The organism is Nonomuraea corallina, from assembly GCF_027620315.1.
Taxonomy (GTDB): domain Bacteria; phylum Actinomycetota; class Actinomycetes; order Streptosporangiales; family Streptosporangiaceae; genus Nonomuraea; species Nonomuraea corallina.
Map to the genome: position 1 here is coordinate 1 of NZ_JAPNNL010000123.1, position 22,472 is coordinate 22,472.

23 protein-coding genes are annotated in these 22,472 nt (G+C 71.2%); 9 read left to right on the forward strand and 14 right to left on the reverse strand.

The annotated features are described in order from the left end of the window. Positions 1-210 (reverse strand): LysR family transcriptional regulator (locus OUY22_RS25515; RefSeq protein ID WP_270157683.1); only part of this gene is annotated, 210 nt, incomplete at its 3' end. 71 nt (positions 211-281) lie between these two features. Between OUY22_RS25515 and dapA the strand changes: the two genes are divergently transcribed. Beyond that, positions 282-1,160 (forward strand): 4-hydroxy-tetrahydrodipicolinate synthase, encoded by an 879-nt coding sequence (gene dapA / locus OUY22_RS25520; protein WP_270157684.1) that lies wholly within the window; start codon positions 282-284, stop codon positions 1,158-1,160. On the opposite strand, the gene OUY22_RS25525 is transcribed toward dapA, so the two are convergent. Beyond that, positions 1,122-2,267 (reverse strand): FAD-dependent monooxygenase, encoded by a 1,146-nt coding sequence (locus OUY22_RS25525; RefSeq protein ID WP_270157685.1) that lies wholly within the window; start codon positions 2,265-2,267, stop codon positions 1,122-1,124. The two genes, dapA and OUY22_RS25525, sit on opposite strands and share 39 nt — an antisense overlap. Positions 2,268-2,347: 80 nt before the next feature. Between OUY22_RS25525 and OUY22_RS25530 the strand changes: the two genes are divergently transcribed. Continuing rightward, positions 2,348-2,794, forward strand: coding sequence for a MarR family winged helix-turn-helix transcriptional regulator (locus tag OUY22_RS25530; protein ID WP_270157686.1), 447 nt, complete (start codon positions 2,348-2,350; stop codon positions 2,792-2,794). 4 nt (positions 2,795-2,798) lie between these two features. Here the strand turns inward: OUY22_RS25530 and OUY22_RS25535 are convergent, their stop codons facing one another. From OUY22_RS25535 to OUY22_RS25545, 3 genes are read right to left on the reverse strand one after another with little or no spacing between them, the layout of a single operon-like run. Then, entirely contained in the window at positions 2,799-7,598 is a 4,800-nt protein-coding gene (locus tag OUY22_RS25535) for a DNA repair ATPase (RefSeq protein WP_270157687.1), read from the reverse strand. A 3-nt stretch (positions 7,599-7,601) separates the two neighbouring features. Next, on the reverse strand, positions 7,602-9,698 hold the full coding sequence (locus OUY22_RS25540; protein WP_270157688.1) for a flotillin family protein: 2,097 nt from the start codon (positions 9,696-9,698) through the stop codon (positions 7,602-7,604). After that, complete coding sequence (locus tag OUY22_RS25545) at positions 9,699-10,196, reverse strand: hypothetical protein (RefSeq protein ID WP_270157689.1); 498 nt, start codon at positions 10,194-10,196, stop codon at positions 9,699-9,701. 218 nt (positions 10,197-10,414) lie between these two features. Between OUY22_RS25545 and OUY22_RS25550 the strand changes: the two genes are divergently transcribed. Beyond that, a complete protein-coding gene (locus OUY22_RS25550; RefSeq protein WP_270157702.1) occupies positions 10,415-11,326 on the forward strand; it encodes an NADP-dependent oxidoreductase in 912 nt (303 codons plus the stop codon). On the opposite strand, the gene OUY22_RS25555 is transcribed toward OUY22_RS25550, so the two are convergent. Further along, positions 11,323-11,607 carry a CGNR zinc finger domain-containing protein gene (locus tag OUY22_RS25555; protein WP_270157690.1) on the reverse strand — a complete coding sequence of 95 codons (285 nt, stop codon included), beginning with the start codon at positions 11,605-11,607 and terminating at the stop codon, positions 11,323-11,325. The two genes, OUY22_RS25550 and OUY22_RS25555, sit on opposite strands and share 4 nt — an antisense overlap. A gap of 123 nt (positions 11,608-11,730) precedes the next feature. Here OUY22_RS25555 and OUY22_RS25560 point away from each other — a divergent pair, with 123 nt between their 5' ends. Next, a complete protein-coding gene (locus OUY22_RS25560; protein WP_270157691.1) occupies positions 11,731-11,913 on the forward strand; it encodes an HPP family protein in 183 nt (60 codons plus the stop codon). Here the strand turns inward: OUY22_RS25560 and OUY22_RS25565 are convergent. From OUY22_RS25565 to OUY22_RS25575, 3 genes are all read right to left on the reverse strand, one after another. Beyond that, a complete protein-coding gene (locus OUY22_RS25565; protein WP_408638200.1) occupies positions 11,901-12,812 on the reverse strand; it encodes an aminoglycoside phosphotransferase family protein in 912 nt (303 codons plus the stop codon). The two genes, OUY22_RS25560 and OUY22_RS25565, sit on opposite strands and share 13 nt — an antisense overlap. Before the next feature lie 69 nt (positions 12,813-12,881). Beyond that, a complete protein-coding gene (locus OUY22_RS25570; protein ID WP_270157693.1) occupies positions 12,882-13,760 on the reverse strand; it encodes a 1,4-dihydroxy-2-naphthoyl-CoA synthase in 879 nt (292 codons plus the stop codon). 42 nt (positions 13,761-13,802) lie between these two features. Further along, positions 13,803-14,135: an ArsR/SmtB family transcription factor gene (locus OUY22_RS25575; protein ID WP_148036039.1), complete on the reverse strand. Its 333-nt coding sequence runs from the start codon at positions 14,133-14,135 to the stop codon at positions 13,803-13,805. 89 nt (positions 14,136-14,224) lie between these two features. Here OUY22_RS25575 and OUY22_RS36800 point away from each other — a divergent pair, with 89 nt between their 5' ends. Further along, entirely contained in the window at positions 14,225-14,395 is a 171-nt protein-coding gene (locus OUY22_RS36800; RefSeq protein ID WP_333486783.1) for a DUF3073 domain-containing protein, read from the forward strand. On the opposite strand, the gene OUY22_RS25585 is transcribed toward OUY22_RS36800, so the two are convergent. Further along, a complete protein-coding gene (locus OUY22_RS25585; protein ID WP_270157694.1) occupies positions 14,358-15,641 on the reverse strand; it encodes a cytochrome P450 in 1,284 nt (427 codons plus the stop codon). The two genes, OUY22_RS36800 and OUY22_RS25585, sit on opposite strands and share 38 nt — an antisense overlap. Before the next feature lie 63 nt (positions 15,642-15,704). Between OUY22_RS25585 and OUY22_RS25590 the strand changes: the two genes are divergently transcribed. Next, on the forward strand, positions 15,705-16,289 hold the full coding sequence (locus tag OUY22_RS25590; RefSeq protein WP_270157695.1) for a TetR/AcrR family transcriptional regulator: 585 nt from the start codon (positions 15,705-15,707) through the stop codon (positions 16,287-16,289). Between the two features lie 131 nt (positions 16,290-16,420). Here OUY22_RS25590 and OUY22_RS25595 read toward each other — a convergent pair whose 3' ends face one another. Continuing rightward, complete coding sequence (locus OUY22_RS25595) at positions 16,421-16,927, reverse strand: hypothetical protein (protein WP_270157696.1); 507 nt, start codon at positions 16,925-16,927, stop codon at positions 16,421-16,423. A 171-nt stretch (positions 16,928-17,098) separates the two neighbouring features. Between OUY22_RS25595 and OUY22_RS25600 the strand changes: the two genes are divergently transcribed. Next, the gene (locus tag OUY22_RS25600) at positions 17,099-17,635 is read left to right on the forward strand and encodes a peptidylprolyl isomerase (RefSeq protein WP_456299855.1); all 537 of its coding nucleotides are present in this window, start codon (positions 17,099-17,101) and stop codon (positions 17,633-17,635) included. Between the two features lie 229 nt (positions 17,636-17,864). Next, complete coding sequence (locus OUY22_RS25605; protein WP_270157697.1) at positions 17,865-18,725, forward strand: rhomboid family intramembrane serine protease; 861 nt, start codon at positions 17,865-17,867, stop codon at positions 18,723-18,725. Between the two features lie 33 nt (positions 18,726-18,758). Here the strand turns inward: OUY22_RS25605 and OUY22_RS25610 are convergent, their stop codons facing one another. Continuing rightward, entirely contained in the window at positions 18,759-19,004 is a 246-nt protein-coding gene (locus OUY22_RS25610; protein WP_270157698.1) for a cell division protein CrgA, read from the reverse strand. Positions 19,005-19,332: 328 nt separating this feature from the next. Here OUY22_RS25610 and OUY22_RS25615 point away from each other — a divergent pair, with 328 nt between their 5' ends. Beyond that, positions 19,333-19,902 carry an anthranilate synthase component II gene (locus tag OUY22_RS25615; RefSeq protein WP_270157699.1) on the forward strand — a complete coding sequence of 190 codons (570 nt, stop codon included), beginning with the start codon at positions 19,333-19,335 and terminating at the stop codon, positions 19,900-19,902. 286 nt (positions 19,903-20,188) lie between these two features. On the opposite strand, the gene pknB is transcribed toward OUY22_RS25615, so the two are convergent. Next, complete coding sequence (gene pknB / locus OUY22_RS25620) at positions 20,189-22,045, reverse strand: Stk1 family PASTA domain-containing Ser/Thr kinase (protein WP_270157700.1); 1,857 nt, start codon at positions 22,043-22,045, stop codon at positions 20,189-20,191. Between the two features lie 113 nt (positions 22,046-22,158). Next, positions 22,159-22,472: hypothetical protein (locus tag OUY22_RS25625; protein ID WP_270157701.1), on the reverse strand; the 314-nt coding region annotated here is incomplete at its 5' end.

Below are 22,472 nucleotides of genomic sequence, written 5' to 3' on the forward strand. Positions count from 1 at the left end.
CTGCGCGTGCCCGACGAGCAGCCACCCGGCCGGGGTGAGCGTCACGGTGCGGCCGGTGCGCTCCAGCAGGGGCACGCCCGCCTCGCGTTCGAGGGCGCTGAGTTGCTGGGAGACGGCCGAGGGGGTGAACGCGGCGGCCTCGGCGACGGCCGCGATGGTGCCGCGCCGGGACAGCTCGCGCAGGAGGTGCAGCTTGCGCGGGTCGAGCATCAGTCCATCTTACGGTGCAGCTTAGAAATGGTCGCTGGACCTTACGGATCGATCCGGGCGAGGCTGGGAGCATGTTCACCGGAATCCACGTACCTCTGATCACTCCCTACGACGCCGACGGCGAGGTGGCCTTCGACGCGCTCGCCAAGATCGCCGATCACGTGCTCGACCAGGGCGCCTCCGGCCTGGTCGCGCTGGGCACGACCGGCGAGGTCGCGGCCCTGACGCCGGCCGAGCGGGAGCGGGTGATCGGGACGTGCGCGGCCGCGTGCCGGGAGCGCGGGCTGCCGCTGACCGTCGGCGTCACCGGCAACGACACCCGCTCGGTCGGGCGGGCGCTCAAGAAGCTGCCCGGCGGGGTGGACGCGGCGCTCGTGACCGTGCCGTACTTCCTGCGGCCGTCGGAACGGGGCGTGATCGCGCACTTCGAGGCGCTGGCCGAGGAGACCCCGGTGCCCTTGATGATCTACCACATCCCCTACCGCACCGGGCAGGCGGTGAGCGCGGCGACCCTGCGGCGGCTCGGCGCGCACCCGCGGATCGCCGCCGTCAAGTACGCGGCGGGCGGCGTCGACCAGGACGCGGTGGACCTGCTCGGCGACCTGCCTGACGGGTTCGACGTGCTGGGCGGGGACGACGCGTTCGTCTCGCCGCTGCTGGCCCTGGGCGCGTCCGGCGGCGTCCTGGCCTCGGCTCACCTGGCCACCGACGCGTTCGCGGAGCTGGCCGCGGCCTGGCGGGCCGGCGACGTGACCCGGGGCAGAGCGCTGGGGCACCGGCTGGCCCGGCTGTCGGCCGCGCTGTTCGCCGAGCCGAACCCGACGGTGATCAAGGGCGTGCTGCACGCCCGCGGCCTCATCCCCACCGCCGACGTGCGGCTGCCCCTGCTGCCCGCGAGCAGGGAGGCGGTGTCACAGGCTGACCTGGTGGCGGTACATCCAGGCGAGTGACTCCTGGTTCGCCTGGCGCTTCAGGATGATCGGCAGCAGCGCGTCCCTGAAGATCCGGCCGACCGGCCCGGCGGCCTTGCTGTCGCTGATCCTCCTGGCGTAGGCGACCACCCGCTCGGCGCGCTCGCGCCGCTCGCTCTCGTACCGGCCGAACGCCTCCCGGTGGCCGGCGGCGTCGCGCAGGCAGCGGGCGAGCACCACGGCGTCCTCGATGGCCTGCGAGGCGCCCTGCCCCGAACTGGGGGAGGTGGCGTGCGCGGCGTCGCCGGTGAGCACCACCCTGCCGCGATGCCACACGGGCACCGGCGGCAGGTCGTGGATGGGGAGCACCTGGCCCAGGTCGGCACGCCGGACCAGACCGGCGGCGATGCCGGTGTCGTCCGCGAACGCCTCCTCCAGCACCGGCCGCCAGTCCGCCGGCTCGTCGCCGAGTGCGCGAGGCAGGTTCGCGAACCACCACGTCTCGCCGTCGTCGGTCACCGTGTAGCCGAAGAACGCGCGCTTGCCGAACACCAGGTGGTAGACGCCGGGTTCGCCGGTGACGTTCGGGTCCTTCATGATGCCGCCGCAGTTGTAGAGGCCGGTGTAGCGCGGTCCTGGCGCCTCGGGGTCGAGCAGCCGCCGGGTGCGCGACTGCACGCCGTCGGCCGCGATCAGCAGGTCGCCGGTCGCGCTCGTGCCGTCCTCGTAGTGGGTCACCACCTGCGAGCCGGTGTCGTCGAAGGAGGCCAGGCGCTTGCCGTAGGCGATGGGGACGCCCCGTGCGGCGGCGGCGTCCCGCATGATCCGGTACAGGTCCGAGCGCAGGATCGTGTGGCTCACGGTGCCGTCGTCCAGCGCCATCCCGTTGGGCACCCGGCCCAGGCGCTTGCCCGTGCCGCTCCACATGACCATGTCCGGGGTGGGGATGCCGGCGCGGGCCACCTCATGGTGCAGCCCGAGCACGCGCAGCGCGGGAATCCCGTTGGAGGCGACGTTGAGGAACGCGCCCACGCCCTCGGCGCCGGCGCCGTACGCCTCGTGGATCTCGGCGTCGACGCCCACTTCGCGCAGCGCCATGGCGATGGCCGGGCCGCCGATCCCGCATCCTGCGATGAGAGCCTTCATGATAACCTTTCGTTCGTCCGAACGAAATATATGCCGAGCGGGGTCGGATGGCCAGAGATATTTCGGATCGCCGAAAGAAATTGCTCGACGCCCTGACCACGGCCGGGCGGGAGAACAGCAACGCCGCCGTCATGTACCACACGGCCATGGGCGAGCGGCTGGGCCTCGGCATGAGCGAGGAGAAGACCCTCGACCTGCTGCAACGCCTCGGTCCGCTGACGGCGGGGGAGATCTGCCGGCACACCGGCCTGGCCCCCGCCACCGTCAGCAACCTGATCGACCGGCTGGAGGCCAGAGGGCTGGCGCGGCGGACCCGCCACCCCAAGGACCGGCGCCGCGTCGTCGTGGAGGTCGACCGGGAGCGGCTGGCCGGCTTCGAGGAGCTGTTCGCGCCGCTGGTGACCGGCCTGGCCGGCCTGTACGAGCGCTACACCGACGAGCAGTTGGAGCTCATCCTCGACTTCCTCGGCCGGGCCACGGCGATCCAGCGCGACGCCACCGCCGCCCTGACCCGGCGGGAAACGTGACCCGTCAGCGGTCCCTGATCGCCGAGCCCACGTCGCGGACCTGGTCCGCCAGCAGGCCCAGCGCGCCGACGGCCCGGCTCATGGGGTCGTCGGCGTCCCCGCCCAGCGCCTTCTCCCGCAGGTAGGCGGCCTTGATCACGGCCCAGCGCGCCGCCTGCTCCGGGCCGAGACGGCCGCGCAGCTCCGCCAGCTTGAGCAGGTTCGCCTCGGCGTCCGCGGTGAGCGTCTGCGCCTCGCCCAGGTAATGGTCGTCGATGAGCACCTCCAGCTCCTCGTCGTTCATCGCCGGGACGATCCGCTCGGCCAGCTTGTTCATGTTCCGGTACGAGCCCTGCAGCCGGTACGGCGGCTCGGTGCGCGAGGCGTCGGCCTGGGCGGCAGAGGCGATGTAGGCCCGGTTGTTGGCCAGCACCACCTCCTGGACCCGCACCAGCTTGCGCAGCACGCTGAGCACCTGGTCCAGCTCGGGCTTGGTGTACGGGTGCGTGAGCTGGTCCGGTCGCACCGACGCGTCACCCCTGGCCAGCCGGACCAGCAGCTCCACGTCCGACCGGTCGCGGGCCGACAGCGGCGCGAGCACCGGGTTGGAGGTGAGCGCGTTGTCGACGTAGCTGAGCGCGAACAGCTCGTCCCGGCCGGACAGCACGTCGCCGAGGTTCCACACGTCGGCCCGGTTGGCGAGCATGTCGGGGATGCGGAAGCGCTGCCCGGACTCGGTGTACGGGTTGCCCGCCATGCACACGGCGAACCGCTTGCCGCGCAGGTCGTAGGTGCGGGTGCGGCCGTTCCAGACGCCCTCGATGCGCCGTTGCGCGTCGCAGAGCGAGATGAACTTCTGCAGCAGCTCGGGGGAGGTGTGCTGGATGTCGTCCAGGTACAGCAGGGTGTTGTTGCCCGCCTCCAGCGCGAACGAGATCTTCTCCACCTCCTGCCTGGCGGTCGCGTTCGGCGCCTCGGCCGGGTCGAGCGAGGTCACGTCGTGGCCCAGCGCCGGGCCGTTCACCTTGACGAACAGCAGCCCGAGCCGGCTGGCCACGTACTCCATCAGCGTCGTCTTGCCGTAGCCGGGCGGCGAGATGAGCAGCAGCAGCCCCATCTGGTCGGTGCGCCTGCCCTCGCCCGCCGCGCCGAGCTGCTTGGCCAGGTTGTCGCCGATGAGCGGCAGGTACACCTCGTCGAGCAGCCGGTTGCGCACGAACGCGCTCATCACCTTGGGCTTGTACTCCTCCAGCCGCAGCCGCTCCCGCTCGGCGGCGACCAGCTCGGTGCGCCGCCTCTGGTACGCGCGAAAGCCCGGGACCCGCTCGGCCGCGAACCGCCGGACCCTGGACAGCAGCTCGTCCAGCCGGATCTCCAGTTTCCTGTCGGCGATCCGCGGGTGTGACCCGAGCAGGCCCTCCACGGTCGCGGTGACGGGGGCGCCGGAGTCGTGCCGGGGCAGGTCGCAGAGCCGTACGGCGACGGCCTCGGCCAGCTCCGGCCCTTGCGCGTACGCGCCGAGCCAGGCGTGGGCGAGCTGCAGCCGTTCCGGCAGCGGGACGGAGGCGAGGTCGGACTCGAACGCGTGGGTCCCGGCCGGCCCGAGCGCCTGGTGGAACCCGTCCAGCAGGTCGCGCGCGGCCTTGCCGGTGACGAACCCGGCGGGCGTGCCGGCCAGTTCCTCCACCAGATACTCACCGGCCGCCGAGGCGTCGGCGCCGGGCAGGCCGGCCGTCGCCAGGAAGGCGGCGATCAGCGCGCCCAGCTCGGCGGCGAGCGCGGTCAGCGCCGGTCCCGGGCCGAAGACCTCGCGGGCGCGCACCAGCGACACGGCCCGGGTGGTCAATGTTTTACGTGAAACCTCGTCCACCCCGTGCGCCCAGAACAGCTGCGCCGCGGCTCGTGCCCCGGGCGGGTGGCGCAGCAGCCCGGCGCCCTCGCGGAGCCGGACCAGCGCGTCGAGGATCGCGGCCGCGTCGTGGTCGTGCACGCCCCGCTCGTAGCCCTCGTCGTAGCGGGCCTCGGCGGCCTCCCGGACCAGACGGGCCAGGTCGTCGCCGGGCGCGGCCCGGTCCAGCAGCGTGGCCGCGAGGTACTCGCCCCGGTAGACCTCGGACGTCTCGGAGACCAGGAGCTGGTCCCAGAAGGGCCGGGTGTCGGCGAACGAGGCCGGCACGGGCGAGCGGAAGTCGGTCCCGGTGATGGCCAGGCGCATGGTGTCGTCGTGCGGCACCAGCGTGAGGTCCACGGGCTGGGTGTTCACCGCGAACCGGTGGCGGCCCAGCCTGATCGTCTCGCCGCCGTCCGCGAACAGGTCGAGCCGGTCGCGCAGCGCCCGCCCGGCCTCCTGCCGCGCCGCCTTGACCCGCCCGTCCAGTTCCTCGGCCCGTACGGAGTCGCCCAGCTCGCGCAGCTCGGCCGCGACCGCGCGGAGCCTGGTCACCATCGGGTCGGTGGCGAAGTAGGTGTTGATCTCGTCGGGTGAGCCGAGCGTGGCGATCCTGCGGGTGACGCTCGCCAGGACGCGGTCGGCGGAGCCGTACAGCCGGTCCGCGCGCCGGGCCAGCGCGTCGAGCCGGCTCTGCTTGCGGGACGAGAACGCCTCGTACACCTCGTCGCGCTTGCCGGCGAGCTGCCCGGCGAAGTCGTCGATCTCGCCGAAGCGCGACTCCAGGTTCTCGATCTGCAGCAGGAGGCGGCCTAGCTGCTCGTCGCACCGGGCAGGGGTGTCGGCCATCGTCAGCGCGCCGGTGACGGACTGGCCGAGCAGCGCGAACTCGGCGGCGAACGCGGCCCGGCCCTCGCTGCTCAGCAGCTCGCGGCGGCGGCCGTCGAGCATCGCGCGGGCCCGGTTGACCCCGCCGAGCACCTCGGCGATGCGGCCCAGGATCGCGGTGCGCACGGTGGCGTCGGCGATGTCGAGGGAGCCGACCACCTCGGTGACCACTTCCAGGCCCTCGGCCTGTTCGGCGAGCCGGTCGGCGACGGGCCCGGCCCCGGCGGCGGTCTCGATCGCCGCCGCCTCGGCGGCCAGCGCCTCGACGGCCGCGTGGTAGCCGGTGAAGGCGTCGGCCCCCTCCAGGAACGTCACGGCGCCCGTGCCCGCCCCGTCCAGCGCGCCGTCCAGGTCGGCGGCCAGTTCGTCGAGCCGGCCGAGGTCGATGTACCGCACCTCGCGCAGCGTCACCAGGTGGCCCTGGGCCCGGCGGAGCGTGGCCAGCAGGCTCACCCAGGCGTCGGCGGTGACGGGCGCGTCCGCCCCGGCCCGCCGGACCAGCCGGGTGACCTCCTCCTCGGCCTCCGCGAGCGTGGCGGCGGCCTGGGCGGTGAGCTGCTGGACGTGCTCGTACTCGTCCAGGACCTGCTCGGCGGTGGCGCGCACGTCGGCGAGCGGCTCGCTGAGGCCCTGCTCGGCCAGCCAGTGGTAGCTGTCGAAGGCGCGCGTGCAGGCGGCGATCAGCGCTTCGAAGGTGGCGGCCGAGGGCGCCATCTCCTCCACCATGCGGGTGATCGACAGGCAGTCGGAGACGCCCCGGACCAGCTCGGCGTTGCCGATCCGCTCCAGCGGCCCGGTGCCGGCGGGCTGCGCGGCCGCGTACGTGTCGGAGACGTACGGCGTCTGCCAGACCTGCATCGGGTGCACCCGCGTCGGCTCCTCGGAGGTGGCGCGGAAGACCACCATCGTGCCGTCGTCGAACAGCGAGTACCCGTGGCAGACGATCGGGTTGGCCACCTCCTTCCTGATCACGTTGTACGGCAGCAGCAGCGAGCGGCCGTCGCCCCGGGCGTGGAAGACGTACAGCGCGTCCTCGCCGTTGGGGGCGCGCACGACCCGCTCGAACTCCAGGTCCGTCACGTCCGTGTCGAACGTCTTGCTGACGCCGGTGGCCAGGTAGTAGCCGCCGGGGAAGATCAGGCCCTGGTCCTCGGGGAGCCGCCGGCAGGCCTGGCCGATGCCGTCCAGCCTGGTCACGGCCTTGGTGCGGGTGTTGAAGACCAGGTGGCGCCAGGCGTCCTCCTTGTACGGCCTGATCCGCATGAGGATGAGCGGGCCGACGCGGGCGTGCTCGACGGCGGCGTCCGCGAGGCTCTGCAGCGGCTCGGCGACCGGCTCGGCGTAGACGCCCTCGCCGGTCTCCGTGTTGTTCTCGATCTTGATGGTGAGGTCGCCGCCGAGCGTCTCGACGAAGACCTCGCCCTCGATGGAGATGTGCGGGTGCCGACCGAGGACGTGGTCGTCGCGGGTGGTGGGGGTCCACTCGAAGTCGTGGGAGGGTGGGAAGACGTGGTCGCGCTCCCCCCTGTTGTCCAGATATTTCGTGACTCCGGTGGGGCTGACCGTCCAGCGCAGCACCCGGAGGTCGGCCGGCCCGGTCCTGAACACCGCCAGCAGCTTGCCGTCGACCCGCCTGAGCTGCTGCAGCCGGGTCTCCTTGTAGTAGCGGTAGAGCTCGGCGAAGTCCTTCCTGAACGCCGGGTCGTCCAGCGCCTCCAGCTTGCCCTGCTCGAACCGGAACCCGTCGCCCTCTCGGGCGAAGCGGTGCACCGCGAACACGTCCGACACCGACGTCTCCGGCTTGAGCCCGATGAAGACGTTGTAGCCGAACAGCATCACCTCGCCCAGGGACACGATGTCCCTGGGCACGCAGTTGTTCTCGGTGCGGATCCGCTCGGTGCCCAGCAGTCGCAGCTCCGCCCCGCCGAACACCTCCAGCCGGGCCGCGTTGACCGCCTCGGCGGCCCCGGCCAGCGTCCTGGCCTGGGCGCCGAGCCGGTTCCGCAGCACCTCGTAGGTGCCCGCCTCCAGGTCGACCTGCTCGGTCACGCGTCAGGCCCTGGACGCGGACAGCGCGGCCACCGGCTGGTCGGCCACGCCCAGCCGCCGCGCCGTGTCCAGCAGCTCGCCGAGCGGCCCGGAGTCCGGCCCGCCCTGCTGGATGAGCCGCATGAGCAGCGCCGACACGGTCAGGTTCTTGACGTCCTCGCTGGTCACCCCGCCGATCACGCCCTTGAGGTCCTCGACCAGGCTGGCGTTCCCGTTCAGGTACGGGCGCGCGAGCGAGCTCGCCACCTCGGAGTGCTCCATGAACCCGTCGACCGTCTTCGCCGCGGTGATCGAGCCGACCACCCGGTCGAAGAACATCGTGTCGCCGCCGACGATGTCGATGTTGGCCTGGGCCAGGCCCGCGGCCAGCACGTTCGCCTGCGACTCGGCCACCTGACGGGTGACGTCGATCTCCTTGAGCCGCACTTCCCTGTCGGCCTCCAGGCGCAGGCGGTACTCCTCGTGCGCCCTGCTGGCCTCGTCCAGCGCGGCCATCGCGGCGGCCTTCTCGGTGAGGCCCTCCGCCTCGGCCTTGAGCCGCTCGCCCACGGCCGCGGCGTTGGCCAGCGCCATCGCCTGCTCGCCCTCGGCCCGCGCCTTGAGCCGCTCGCCGTCGACCAGCGCCATCGCGCGGGCGCCCTCGGCCTCGGCCCGCAGCCGCTCGTTCAGCACCAGGGCCTCGGCCCGGCCGACCTTCTCGATCGCCTCCGCGTCGCGCTCCTTGACCTGGACCTCGGCCAGGCCGTTCGCGGCCGCCTCGGCCTGCCGGCCCTCCGCGAGCCGGATCTTGGCGCGGGCCTCCAGCTCCGCCGCCTGCTGCCTGGCCTCGGCCAGCGTCAGGTCCTCGCGGGCCTTGAACTTCGACGCGGCCTCGGCGGCCTCGGCCGCCTTGATGTCCTTGACCAGGTTCTCCTGCGCCTCGGCCTCGGCGGCGATGATGACGGCCTGGCGGGTCCGCTCGGCCTCCTCGACCACGCGCAGCCGCTTGATGGCCTCCTCCTGCTCGGCCACCGTCTTGTCGACGGCGATGCGCTCGCGGATGACCTCGGCGATCGACCGCTTCTCGGTCTCGACCTCCTTGTCCTTGGCGATGCGCGACAGCTCGGTCTCCCGCTCGCGGGCGATGACCTCCAGCAGTCGGTCCTTCTCGATGCGCTCGGACTCGATGGCGATCACCCGCTCGCGGTTCTTCTCCGCGACGGCCACCTCGCGGGTGCGGTTCTCGTGCTGCACGCCGAGCTGCTCGTCGGTCTTGATCGCGGCGGTCTGGGCGCGGAGCCGCTCCTCCGCCTGCACGCGGAAGATCTCCGCCTCCTCGCGCGCCTTCATGGTCTCGACCTCGCGCTTCTGCTTGATCTCGGCGTCGGCCTGGCGGCGCTCCAGTTCGAGGATGGCCTCGCGGGCCTCCACGTTCTGGCGGGTGATCTCCTTCTCCTCGGTGCGCTGGAACTCGTTGGTGCGCACGTGCTCGATCGCCGTCAGCTCGGTGATCTTCCGGATGCCCTGCGCGTCCAGGATGTTGCTCTTGTCGAGCTGGTGCAGCGCGGTCTGCTCCAGGTGGTCGATGGCCGCGTCCTCCAGGCTGTAACCGTTGAGGTCGGTGCCGATGATGCGGACGATCTCGTCGCGGAACTCGTTGCGGTGGGTGTAGAGGTCCACGAAGTCCAGATGCTTGCCCGCGGTCTTGAGCGCCTCGGAGAACTTGGCGTTGAACAGCTCCTGGAGGGTCTGCTCGTCGCTGGCCCGCTCGGTGCCGATGGCCTGGGCGACCTTGATGACGTCCTCGGCGGTCTTGTTCACCCGGACGAAGAACGTGATCTTGATGTCGGCCCGGATGTTGTCCCGGCAGATCAGCCCTTCACGGCCGCTGCGTTCGATCTCCATGGTCTTCACCGAGATGTCCATGGTCTCCGCCTTGTGCACCACGGGGAGCACCACCGCGCCGGTGAAGGTCACGTCGACTTTGTTCACCTTGGAAATGATGAGGGCCTTGCCCTGTTCGACCTTGCGGAAAAGGCGGCTGACGAGTATCAGCAGGCCGACCACGACGATGAGCGCGACGGCGAGGAACACGCCGAAACCAGCGGAGATCACATCCATTCAGTGCTCACTTTCGTAAGGCATGACCCAGAAGAACTCGCCGTCTGCGTCGTATTCGAAGATGAGGGCCGTCTGGCCGCCGGTGAGCCGGTCCTGGCCGGTCGTCCTGACCTGGACGAGGGCCGAGGAGCCGTCGGCGGCGGTGACTTCGGCCTGGCCGAAGTCGGGGGTCGCCCGGCCGGTGCGGATCACGCACATGCGGCCGACGAAGTCTCTGCGCGAGGGTCGATGGCCGAAGGACGCCAGCCGCCGCAGCGGGGCGAGCAGCGCCCGGACGGCGAGCCAGGCCACGCCGACCGCCAGCACCGGCACGGCCCACAGCAGCGGTCCGGTGACGAACCGGCTGCCCGCGAGGGACAGCAGCCACGCCAGGGCGACGAGCAGCGAGATCGTGATCCCGGCCGGCACGCCGCCGAATCCGAGCCACGGCGCGTCACCCTCCAGGTCGGAAAACCCGCTGATCACGACGAGCCAATAGCCGACGACCACGATCAGCATGAAGCTGAAAACAGACGTGGGAAAAGTCAGCACAGCCTGCAGGAAGTCACTCAAAACACGATGCCCCGTCCCCCGGTGCCCCTTGGTCGGACTATATACAGATAAAGCGTGAGTAAAGCGAAAAGTTCCCGAATGGTTAGACATAAGTTGCATCCGGTCAGCCCGGTTGACCTCAAGCGCGGTTGAGGAAGCACGCTGGCCTGATGAGTGAAGAGACGATGCGGGCCGCCGCCTTCGCCGAGTTCGGCGGCCCCGAGGTGCTGAAGGTGATGCGGCTGCCGGCCCCGCAGGCCGGCCCCGGCCAGGTGCGGGTACGGGTGAAGACCGCCGGCGTCCAGCCGTTCGACACCGCCGTGCGGTCCGGGTGGACCCCGCCGGGGCTGCCGGGCGGCCTGCCGCGCATCCCCGGCAACGAGTTCGCGGGCGTGGTCGACCAGGTGGGAGCGGGAGTGACGGAGGTGGAGCCGGGCGCCGAGGTGCTCGGGTTCTCGGTGCTCAACTGCTACGCCGAGTACGTCGTGGTCGGCGCGGGCGACGTGACCCCCAAGCCCGCCTCGATGCCATGGGAGGTGGCCGGCGGGCTCACCGCGGGGGCGCAGACGGCCGAGCTGGCGCTCGACGGGCTCGCCGTCGGCGCGGGCGACACCCTGCTCGTGCACGCCGCCGCCGGCGGGGTCGGCACCGTCGCCGTGCAGATCGCCAGGATGCGCGGCGCCACCGTGATCGGCACCGCCCGCGAGGCGAACCACCCCTACCTGCGTGAGCTCGGCGCCATCCCGGTCGCCTACGGCCCGGGGCTGGCGGACCGGGTGCGCGCCCTCGCGCCCGACGGCGTGGACGCCGCACTCGACGGCGCGGGCGGCGACGCCTTGGACGTGTCGCTGGAGCTGGTCAAGGACCGCGACCGCATCCTGACGCTGGTCGAGCACGGCAAGGCCGCCGACCTCGGCATTCAGGTCACCCGGGGCACGCGCAGCGCCGAGCGCCTGGCCCGCTACGCCGCCCTGTACGCCGAGGGCCGGCTCATCTTCCCGGTACGGCGCACGTACCCGCTGGAGCGCGCGGCCGACGCGCACCGTGAGAGCGAGGCCCGCCACGGCCAGGGCAAGATCGTCCTGCTGATCGGCTAGGAACGGGCGCGCTGCCGCTGGTTGAACCGGCCCACCTTGGCCCGGTTGCCGCACACGTCCATCGAGCACCAGCGGCGGCCGCCGTTCTTGCTCACGTCGTAGAACCACAGCACACAGCGCGGGTTGGCGCACTTGCGCACCCGCTCCGGGCGGTCGCCGAGCACGCGGACCAGGTCGGCGGCCGCCACCCAGGCCGCGTGCCAGGCGGGATCGTCCAGGACGACGACCTCGTACGGCTGCCCGCCGCGCACCTGGGGGCGGCGCGCGCCGTGCGCCAGCACCGCGTTGAGCGGTTAAGGGGCTGGCTGTGACCATCCGCTATCGCACCGTCCGCGTCGACGGGCTCGACGTCTTCTACCGGGAGGCGGGCGACCCGTCCGCGCCCACGCTCGTCCTGCGCGCCCATGCTTCTCCTGCGCGCCCCTCACCCGCCCGCCGCGGCCACCGCGGCGCTGATCGGGCTCACCGCGCCGGACCCGGTCTACCTGCTCAACCCGGTGCTGACCGCCAGCGCCCTGGTGATCGCCGGCGGAGTGGCACTGGGCAGGGTGCTCCCGGGCCGGAGGTGCCCGGCCTACTGGCGGTGAGTCATCGCCTCGGCGATGGCGAGCTGGACCTCGTTCAGCCGGGTCTCGCCGTCCTCGACGTCCCACAGCGAGTTCTGCAGCACCCGGCCCAGCGTCCAGCCGGCCGCCCGCGCCGGGTCCAGCTCCAGCGCCTCCACCAGCAGGTCGAAGCGGCGCAGCACGCTCCCGCGTACGTCGCCGGAGGCCACCACCTCGCCCCACCGGTTGTCCAGCGCGGGCATCAGGTCGAACCCGGGGTCGCCCGCCAGCGGCTTCGGGTCGATCGCCAGCCACGGCTCCCGCCCGGCGGCCAGCACGTTGTCGTAGTGCAGATCCCAGTGGAGCAGCCGGTCGCCGGGCTCGGGGACGAGTTCGGCGACCGCCGCCGCGCACCGGCGCAGCCAGGCCCGGTCCTCCTCCCGGGGCAGCTTCGCCAGCGCGGCGGGGACGTCCTCCAGCATTCGGGCGGCGAGGTCGCCGAGCCGCCGCAGCCCTTCGGGCGCGGGCCGCGCCACCAGCCGGGCCAGCAGCCCGGCGAGGATCTCCGTGGCCTTCACGTCGTCCGGCACCGCCGACAGCGACCGGCTCTCGTCCAGCCGCTCCAGCAGCATGGTCCCCGTGGCCGGGTCGTGCTCCAGCAGCAGCACCGACCCGTCGCCGGCCCAGGCGCGCAGCGCCACGGGCTCGGTCGCGTTCTCGTCGGTGAGGGGCTGCAGCTTGAGCGCGGCGGGCGTGCCGTCGGCCCGCACCACGGGCAGCACCAGAGAGACCACCCCGTGCATGGACGGGCCGTCGAGGCGCAGCCCCCACTCCTCCAGGTAGCGCCCGGCGAGCGCCGGCAACCCGGCAGACCAGGCCCGCCCCGCCTCACCCTCCTGCTTGACGTGCGAGGCGGTCAGCGCCACCGGTACGACGATCACACTCTCGGCCCGCCGCCGGTCTCCGAGATCTCCCACGTCCCCAGTCTGGCCGCCCGCGCGTCCCCGGGCTCAGTAGTGGTACGGGTACGGCGACCAGTCGGGCTGACGCTTCTCCAGGAACGAGTCGCGTCCTTCGGCGGCCTCGTCGGTCATGTAGGCGAGCCTGGTCGCCTCGCCGGCGAACACCTGCTGGCCCACCAGCCCGTCGTCGATCAGGTTGAAGGAGAACTTGAGCATCCGCTGCGCCGTCGGCGACTTGGCGTTGATCTTGCGGGCCCACTCCAGGGCCGTGGCCTCAAGCTCCTCGTGCGGGACGACGGCGTTGACCATGCCCATCCGGTGGGCGTCGGCCGCGCTGTAGGTGTCACCGAGGAAGAAGATCTCGCGGGCGAACTTCTGGCCCACCTGGCGCGCGAGGTAGGCGGAGCCGAAGCCGCCGTCGAAGCTCGCCACGTCGGCGTCGGTCTGCTTGAACCGGGCGTGCTCGGCGCTGGCGAGTGTGAGATCGGCCACCACGTGCAGGCTGTGGCCACCGCCGGCCGCCCAGCCGGGCACCACGCAGACGACCACCTTGGGCATGAACCGGATCAGCCGCTGCACCTCCAGGATGTGCAGCCGTCCCGTCGAGGCGGAGCCGTCGGCGTACTGATAGCCGTCCTTGCCGCGGATGCGCTGGTCGCCGCCGGAACAGAACGCCCATCCGCCGTCCTTGGGCGAGGGGCCGTTGCCGGTCAGCAGCACGCATCCGACGTCGGTGGTCTGCCGGGCGTGGTCGAGCGCGCGGTAGAGCTCGTCGACGGTCTGCGGCCTGAAGGCGTTGCGCACCTCGGGGCGGTCGAACGCGATGCGCACCGTGCCCTGGTCGACGGCCCTGTGGTAGGTGATGTCGGTGAAGTCGAACCCCTCGACTTCCTGCCACGCCTTGGGATCGAACAGCTCGGAGACCATGGGCCGAAGCCTACCGGGTGGCGACTCCGGCCCATGGGCCGGTCAGGGGACCTCCGCGCGCAGCTCGGCGAGCAGCTGGCCCTGGTCGGCGAGCATGTCGGTCAGGATGCGGCGTGCGATGCGCAGCAGGTCGGCGAGCTCGGGGGTGGCCAGCGTGTAGACCACGGTGCTGCCCTCACGGATGGCGGTGACGATGCCCGCTCTGCGCAGGACCGCCAGCTGCTGGGAGAGACTCGACGCCTCGATGTCGATCTGGGCCAGGAGATCCCTGACGGGTAGTGGCCCTTCCTGGAGTAGCTCCAACACTCTGATGCGAGCGGGGTGGCCGAGTGTCCGGAACAAATCCGCCTTGGCCTGGTTGACCTCCACGTGCATAGTGACAGACTAATCCAGCGCAGTTGCATAATTCTTCAAGTCGTAACGTTGTCGGCTAGCATGGGCAGCGGGGACTAGGGAGTTGAGCCATGGGCCGAGGAAGAGCCAAGGCGAAGCAGACGAAGGTCGCTCGCCAGCTGAAGTACACCAGCCATCACATCGACTACGACCGCCTCCGTGAGGAGCTGGGCGCGGACGACAGGCGGGACGACAGGCACCGCGTCAGCTCGTCCGATCAAGAGATCGAGCGCGCGCAATAACGCGGGTCAGTCGTGCGGGAGTGAAGGTGACGTTGGTGAGCCGCCTGGGCTCCGGCGCCGGGTCCGGCGCCGTGAGGTCCAGGCGGTGCAACACTTCCCGGATGATCACGCGCATCTCCAGCAGGGCGAGCTGAGCGCCGACGCAGAAGCGCCTGCCGCCGCCGAAAGGCATCCACGCCCTGTTCTGCTGCCCGTCGAGGAAGCGTTCCGGGCGGAACTCCCCGGGTGACGGGAAGGCGACCGGGTCGTGGTGCACGAGCGGGATGAACGGTCCCGCGTACACCCCGGCGGGGATCTCGTGGCCGCCCAGCCGCAGCGGCGCGTCGAGCAGCCGGGGAGCCTCGTAGACGGCGGGTCTGACGCGCATCACCTCCTTCACCACGGCGTCGAGATACGGCTCGTCGTCGGGCAGCCGCTCCAGCACGTGCGGCAGTCTCAGCAGGCGTTCGAACGCCCAGGCCAGGCTGGTCGCGGTGGTCTCGTGGCCGGCGATCAGCAGGGTGACCAGCTCGTCGCGGATCTCCTCGTCGGTCAGGCCCGAGGCGAGCAGCCTGCTCAGCACGTCCGTGCCGTCCGTCTCGTCCTGCCGCCTGCGGGCGATCTCCTCGTACAGGATCGCGTCGACGCCCGCGCGCAGCTTCAGGAAGCGCGCGTACGGCAGAAACGGCGCCGCCGCGGCGCGCTCGCGCAGGCGGGCCGGCAGCATGGCGACCGACATCGACCCGCCGAACTTGATCAGGCGGGGGAGCAGGGCGCGCAGCCGGCCGAGGCGCTCGGCGTCGCGGATGCCGAACACCAGCCTGATGATCACTTCCAGGGTGATGTCCTGCATGAGGTCGCGCAGCGCGATCGGCACGCCGAGCGGCCAGGTCGCGATCTTCTCGGCGGCGATGTCGGTGATCTCGTCGTGGTAGCCGGCCACCTGCCGGGCGCGCAGCGGCGGGGTGAGCGCCTTGCGGTGGCGTGACCAGGCGTCGCCGTCCAGCGTCAGCACCGAGTGGGCGCCCACCAGGGGCTCCAGGAAGTCGCGCCGGGCGGCGCCGGCCAGCCCGCCGCCCTGATCGGTGCGGAAGACCTCCTCCGCCAGCTCCGCCGTGGTCACGTACACCTCGGGCGGGAACCCGAAGTAGCGCACCGTGAAGATCGGTCCGTACCTGCGGTGCAGCCGGTCGAACGCGCCCGCCGGGTCGAGCATGAACCAGGCGGTCTGGGCGGCGGAGGGCAGCCGGGGGCCGGGTGGGAGCATCGCGAACCTCCTGAATACATACGTATGTCATATACGCTTGTATACATGGATAGCATGGATGCCGTGTCACGGAAAGAGGTTCGCGAGCGGTTGCTCGCCGGCGCGGTGAGCTGCCTGCAGGAGAAGGGCTACGCCCGCACGACCGCGCGCGACCTGGTCGCGGCGTCGGGCACCAACCTCGCCTCGATCGGCTACCACTTCGGCGGCAAGGACGCCCTGCTCAACGAGGCCATCATCGCGTGCTTCGAGGCGTGGACCGTGCGGACCGAGCAGGCCGTCTTCGCCGACACCCTCGGCACGCCCCGCGAGCTGCTGGAGCGGGCCATGGCGGCGCTGGTCGACGTTTTCGGCGAGATGCGGCCGACGCTGATGGGCTGCGTCGAGGGCTACCCCGCCGCCCTGCGCGAGGAGGCGCTGCGCGAGCGCCTCGCCGGAGCGTACGGCCAGGCCCGCGAGGCCGGGGTCGGCATCCTGCGGCGGGCCGCCGCCGAGTCGGGGATCGAGCTGCCCGTCGCCCCCGAGGTGCTGATCTCCGTGGTGATCGCCATCTCCGACGGCTTGATGATCCAGTGGCTGCTCGATCCCGAGAGCACGCCCGACTCCCGCCAGGTCGTCGACGCGCTCGCCGCACTCTCCGCCGTCCTTTGAGCCGTACGGAGGCGGTATGCGCTCGGATCGGATGGCTCGGGTGAAGTGTCGTGATTAATGTCACGTACGGCTGAGTGTCCGAAAACGCGTAAGGCGCGCCCCCGAAAACCGGGAGCGCGCCCTACCGCGCGTCATGGCATCTTGCGTGACGCCTCATCGGCCCTGCTGGAGACCGACGAGGCCGCCGAGTCCGCGGACTCCGAGACCCGGTCGGCCTTCTCGTGAGCCCAGCGGGACGCGTCGGACGCGGAGTCCTTCATGTGCTCGGTCCATTGCTGGGCGTTGCGCCGGTAGAACAGGACGCCCGCCGCGCCGATGGCCAGGCCGGACACCAGGATGAACATCGGCCAGCGCCGCGACTTCGCCGAACGCCCGGGGTGCACCCGGACCGCGGCGTCGTTCAGCATGGAGCTGACCGCCGGCGCGAGCTGGACCTCGACCCGGTGGGCGGCGTTCTCCAGCCTGGGCGCCGCCCATCTCCGGGCGTCGTCGACGCTCTTGTAGGCGACCAGCTTGGCCTGGTCGGCCATCGGCGACACGCGCTGACCGGTCTTCACGGCCTGGGCCTTCACCCGGCCCGTCCACGTGGTGGGCACTGCTATCGCCACGCGGCGTCGTCTTCTCAGTGTCAGGGACACGCCAACCTCCCTATCGTCAAAACCTCCCCTTCGTTGGGGCCCCGCGCCTGACCTGCCCGGTACGAAGCGGCTCAATCATGGCCCGCCGTGGGAGGATGGCGATGGAGGCCACTGTTCATAGTCCTCAAACACCACCATTCCATTCCGTGCATAGAGGAAGGCCGCTGTCTCGTGGCTGAGAAGCTGATCGCAAACCTGCAGACCAACCGCGGTCTGATCAAGGTCGAGCTCTTTCCCAACCAGGCTCCCAAGACGGTCCGCAACTTCGTGGAGCTGGCCGAAGGCTCCCGCGAGTGGACCCACCCCGGCACCGGCGAGAAGAGCGCCGATCGCTACTACGACGGCACGATCTTCCACCGTGTCATCCCCAACTTCATGATCCAGGGCGGCGACCCGCTGGGCGAGGGCTTCGGCGGCCCTGGGTACGAGTTCGACGACGAGATCCACCCCGAGCTCTACTTCAACCGGCCCTACCTGCTGGCCATGGCCAACGCCGGCAAGCGGATGGGGAAGGGCACCAACGGGTCGCAGTTCTTCATCACGACCGTGCCGACCCCGCACCTCAACGGCCGCCACACCATCTTCGGGGAGGTCATCGAGGGGCAGGACGTCGTCGACGCCATCTCCAAGACCAAGACCGGCCGCAACGACAAGCCGGTCGACGAGGTCGTCCTGGAGTCGGTCACGATCGACCGCCTCCCGGCCTGACCCCACCACCGGCGAGGGTGCGCTCCGCGAAGCCGCCCGCGCCGTCCGGCCTTCAGGGTCGCCGCGCCCGGGGAGCCCTGGGCGCGGCCCTGCGGGTCAGGGACTGCCGAACGCCGCCCCAGGGTCCGAAGGCGACCCCTCAGCGCCTGGGCGTAGGGACCAGCGTCCGGAGGCCTTTGTGCCTCGGTGGAGGGACGCGGCAATGGTCCGCAGGCTTTAGGCTGCGGGCATGACCAGCCAGCCGCCCGTCCAGCCGCAACAGCCCGCGGAGGCGGTCCCCACGTGCTATCGGCACCCCGACAGGGAGACGTGGGTCCGCTGCCAGCGGTGTGACCGCCCCATCTGCCCCGACTGCATGCGCGACGCCGCCGTGGGGTTCCAGTGCCCCGAGTGCGTGGCCGAGGGCAACCGGGGGATCCGGCAGGCGAAGTCCACCTTCGGCGGCTCCGTGGTCCGCACCCCTTACGTGACATGGACCATCCTCGCCCTCAACCTGGCCGTCTTCGCCGTCCAGTTCGTCGAGCCGGCCATCCAGAGCTACCTGGGCATGAACTCCGTGATGGTGGCCCTGGGCGACGAGTACTACCGGCTGATCACCGCCGCGTTCGTGCACGGCGGGATGTTCCACATCCTGTTCAACAGCTGGGCCCTCTACGTGATCGGGCCGTATCTGGAGCGGGCGTTCGGGCACGCCAGGTTCATCGCCCTCTACCTCGTGAGCGCGCTCGGCGGGTCGGTGCTCGGGCTGTGGATGGACGACCCGAGAGTCCTCACCGTGGGCGCCTCGGGGGCCATCTTCGGCCTGTTCGGCGCGGTGTTCGTGGTGGGCCGCCGGCTCAACCTCGACGTGCGCGGCATCGCCGTGCTGATCGCGATCAACCTGGGCATCACCTTCATCGTGCCCGGCATCAGCTGGACCGGTCACATCGGCGGCCTGGTCACCGGGGCAGCCCTGGCGGCGGCGCTGGCCTACGCGCCCCGGGACAACCGCACCGTGTGGCAGGTGGCGGCCATCGCGGGGTTCGTGGTGCTGCTCGCCGTGCTCGTGGTCGTCAGGGTGCCCTTGATCACCATGTCAGGTCTGAGCTGACGTCCCCAGCTGTGGAAAAGCTGTGGAAAAGAACTAACGCCAGCGGGTGGAGAGCACCACACCGAAAATGATGAAAACGAACCCGATCAGCAGGTTCCAGTTCTGCAGATCGCCGATGAACGGGGCTCGCGGCGCCACGTAGTAGGTGGCGATCCACAGGATGCCGATGAGCCACGCGGCGACCATCGTCGGCGCCAGCCAGCGAGGGCTGACCTTGACCTGCTGGGACTTCTGCGGCGGGGTGTAGACCGCCTTCTTGCGCGTCCTGGGCTTGGGCACTGGATAACTCCTGCTGGGGGCCTGGGCTTCCGGATCGTCCACAGGCTCTGCGTTAAAGGGTAGTGGTAGCGAGCCCCAGAATAGTCGCCACGCGCACGTGATGGCGATCCCCCACCGCCGGAGTCGTCCCGTTCACCCTGGTCGTGCCGTTCGCCTGGCTGTGCCGTTCGCCTGGCTGTGCCGTTCACCTGGTCGTGCCGCGGCTGCCGGCCGCCGTGGCGGGGGTCGTACTGTGGTGACCCGTGTTCCCCCTTGACCCTTGTTCCCGGTTGACCCTTGTTCCGCTTCTGGGGCCGGCAGTGACGCTCGACGAGGTGACGGTGCGCCGATGACCCGCGTGCTGGTCGTGGACAACCACGACAGTTTCGTGCACACCATCGTCCAGTACCTGAGGGTGCTGGGCGCGACCTGTGACGTCCGCCCCCGCGACGAGGTGCGGGTGAGCGACGCCGACGGCTTCGACGCCGTCCTCATCAGCCCCGGCCCCGGCGCCCCCGAGGAGGCCGGCGTGAGCGTCCCCCTGGTCCACCACGCCGCCCGGCGCGGGCAGCCGCTGCTCGGCGTCTGCCTCGGCCATCAGGCGATCGCGCACGCCTACGGGGCCACCGTCGCCCGCGCCCCCGAACTCGTGCACGGCGGCACCAGCGCTGTCAGCCACGACGGCAGGGGAGTGTTCGCCACGCTGCCCTCGCCCGTCCGGATGACCCGCTACCACTCGCTGGCCGTGCTTCCGGAGACCGTCCCCGCGACGCTTGAGGTGACCGCGCGCACGGCCGACGGCGTCATCATGGGCCTGCGCCACCGGACCGCGCCGATCGAGGGCGTCCAGTTCCACCCCGAGTCCGTCCTCTCCGAGCACGGCCACCGACTGCTCGGCAACTGGCTCCGCGGGACCTGACCGTTCAGGGAGCTGACCGTTCAGGGAGCTGACCGTTCAGGGAGTTGAACGTCAAGGACCTGAATGCCCGGGACCCCGGGCCGTTGGAGCCTGCGGCTCCGAAAGCTCGCGAGATTCGCTGTAACGAATCGGAGCGCCACGGCGACAACCAGATGAGCGTCCCCGCCGTCGCCCCCGAGCGGCGGGGGCGCTCTTCGTCGTCCCGCCCTCACCGGCGCCCGGCCCGGCGCTCCAACGGAAAGGGCCGCCATCCCCGGAAGGGATGACGGCCCCGCGTAGAACCGGATCAGAGTCCGTCGCCGATCGGATTGTCCCCCGGCGGCTCCTCGTCCGTCGGGAAGCCGTCGTCGTCGGTCGGCTCCTCGGTCGGTACGTCTTCCGTCGGGAAGTCCTGCGTCGGCTCCTCGGTGGGCGTCGGCGCGGCCGGGCCCTCCGACACGACGATCGTGACCGCGAGGTTGGGCTGCAGCTTGGCGCCCTCACCCGGGTTCTGCTGGATGACCGTGCCCTGGGCCTGGTCGCTCGGCTGGGTGACGACCTTGACCTTGAAGCCCGCGTCCTCCAGGGTGCTGCGGGCGTCGTCCTCGGTCATGCCCAGCACGCTCGGGACGGCGACGGCCTCCTTCGGGATGAACAGCGTGACCGTGTCGCCCTTGTTGACCGAGGCGCCCGCCTTGGGATCGGTCTGGAAGACCTTGCCCTGCGCCCGGCTGGACGCCCGGGTCTTGACGGAGCCGGTGAGCCCCAGCTCCGACAGCTTGGCGTTGGCCTCTTCCACGGTCAGCCCGATCAGGCCGGCGGGGACCTTCACCTTCTCCTGGCCCTTGGAGACGACCACGTTGACCGTGGCGCCCTTCTCCACCTCGGTGCCCTCGGGCGGGTCGGTCTCGATCACCGTGTCCTTGTCGAACTCGGCGCTGAACTCCTCGGTGACCTCCGCCTGCAGGCCGAGCTGCTTGAGCTGGTTCTCGGCGTACTCGCGCGTCTTCGACTCCAGCCCCGGCACCTTGACCATGGTCGGCGTGGTGGGGCCGCCACCGCCGCCGAACATGACGTAGCCCAGGCCGACGAAGGCGCCGATGACCAGCAGCGGGATGATGACCCACAGGGCGGTCTTGAGCGCGTTGCCGCCTCCGTTGTCGGCCCGGCGGCGCCCGCCGCGGCCGCCGCCCTGCTCGTACTCGTAGGCCGGGATGGCGTTGGTGCGCTGGGTGGCCGGGCCGGTGGCGGACTGCGTGGCCGTCATCATGCGGGTGCCCTGACCGTACTGGCCGGTCATCGCCATCGTCTGGGCGTCGACCGGCATGCCGGACATGGCCCGCTGGATGTCGGCGCGCATCTCGGTCGCGCTCTGGTAGCGGTGCGCCGGGTCCTTGGCCATGGCCTTGAGCACGATCGCGTCGGCCCACTGGGGGATCTCCGGGTCGATCTGCGACGGCGGGATCGGCTCCTCGCGGACGTGCTGGTAGGCGATCGCGACGGGGGAGTCGCCGGTGAACGGCGGCTGGCCGGTGAGCAGCTCGTAGAGCACGCAACCGGTCGAGTAGATGTCGCTGCGGGCGTCGACCCGCTCGCCGCGCGCCTGCTCCGGCGAGAGGTACTGGGCGGTGCCGATGACCTGCGCCGTCTGCGTCATCGTCGCGGCCGAGTCGGCCATCGCGCGGGCGATGCCGAAGTCCATCACCTTGACGTCGCCGGCAGTGGTGATCATCACGTTGGCCGGCTTGATGTCGCGGTGCACGATGCCGCCGCGGTGGCTGTAGTCGAGGGCGCGCAGGATGCCGTCGACCAGCTCGGTCGCGCGTTCCGGGATCAGTCGCCGGTCGGCGCGGAGCAGATCGCGCAGCGTCCGGCCGTCGACGTACTCCATCACGATGTAGGGCACGGGCGTGCCGTCGGTGACGTCCTCGCCGGTGTCGTAGACCGCGACCACGGCCGGGTGGTTCAGCGACGCCGCGGACTGCGCCTCACGGCGGAAACGGGCCTGAAAGGTGTGATCGCGGGCCAGATCCGACCGGAGGGTCTTGATCGCGACCACCCGGTCCAGCCGGATGTCTCTGGCGCGATACACCTCGGCCATGCCGCCACGCCCGACGACACCGTCGAGCTCGTAGCGACCTCCGAGAAGCCGAGGCTGAGTCATTTCCTGCACTGTCCCTTACCGTTCATCTTGGTGCCGGCCTGCTCGGGGGGCGGCCGCCGGTGTCCATCATCGACCCGATGGCGCATCACGTCTCCTCCTTCGGCGGGTTCGAGTCACCCGGGTCCGGCGAGGCGGAAGGTGTCGGGGTCGTCGGCGTCGTGGTGGGGGTGGGGGTCGGCGTCGGGGTCGGGGTACGGGTCCTGGTCGGTTTCGGGCCGGGCGTCGGCCGCCTCGTCGGTCTCGTCGGTGTTGCCGACTTGCTTACCGTAGCCGACGGCGAGAGAACCGGCCTTGCCGACTTGACCGTAATCACCGGAGGCCGATTGGTCTTGACCCGGGCCGGCGGCGGCTTCTGCCGGGGAGTGCCGGAGGCGGGCCGGGGAGGCCGCGTCGTCTCCGGCGCGACGGGCACCGGGGCCTGCGCGCT

Bases quoted from the DNA above. Each gene is read 5' to 3' on its own strand.
- pknB (WP_270157700.1), bottom strand. From the start codon at position 22,045: ATGACTCAGCCTCGGCTTCTCGGAGGTCGCTACGAGCTCGACGGTGTC.
- OUY22_RS25550 (WP_270157702.1), top strand. From the start codon at position 10,415: ATGCGGGCCGCCGCCTTCGCCGAGTTCGGCGGCCCCGAGGTGCTGAAG.
- OUY22_RS36800 (WP_333486783.1), top strand. From the start codon at position 14,225: ATGGGCCGAGGAAGAGCCAAGGCGAAGCAGACGAAGGTCGCTCGCCAG.
- OUY22_RS25570 (WP_270157693.1), bottom strand. From the start codon at position 13,760: ATGGTCTCCGAGCTGTTCGATCCCAAGGCGTGGCAGGAAGTCGAGGGG.
- OUY22_RS25585 (WP_270157694.1), bottom strand. From the start codon at position 15,641: ATGCTCCCACCCGGCCCCCGGCTGCCCTCCGCCGCCCAGACCGCCTGG.
- OUY22_RS25605 (WP_270157697.1), top strand. From the start codon at position 17,865: ATGACCAGCCAGCCGCCCGTCCAGCCGCAACAGCCCGCGGAGGCGGTC.
- OUY22_RS25545 (WP_270157689.1), bottom strand. From the start codon at position 10,196: ATGCTGATCGTGGTCGTCGGCTATTGGCTCGTCGTGATCAGCGGGTTT.
- OUY22_RS25560 (WP_270157691.1), top strand. From the start codon at position 11,731: ATGCTTCTCCTGCGCGCCCCTCACCCGCCCGCCGCGGCCACCGCGGCG.
- OUY22_RS25575 (WP_148036039.1), bottom strand. From the start codon at position 14,135: ATGCACGTGGAGGTCAACCAGGCCAAGGCGGATTTGTTCCGGACACTC.
- OUY22_RS25540 (WP_270157688.1), bottom strand. From the start codon at position 9,698: ATGGATGTGATCTCCGCTGGTTTCGGCGTGTTCCTCGCCGTCGCGCTC.
- dapA (WP_270157684.1), top strand. From the start codon at position 282: ATGTTCACCGGAATCCACGTACCTCTGATCACTCCCTACGACGCCGAC.
- OUY22_RS25525 (WP_270157685.1), bottom strand. From the start codon at position 2,267: ATGAAGGCTCTCATCGCAGGATGCGGGATCGGCGGCCCGGCCATCGCC.
- OUY22_RS25615 (WP_270157699.1), top strand. From the start codon at position 19,333: ATGACCCGCGTGCTGGTCGTGGACAACCACGACAGTTTCGTGCACACC.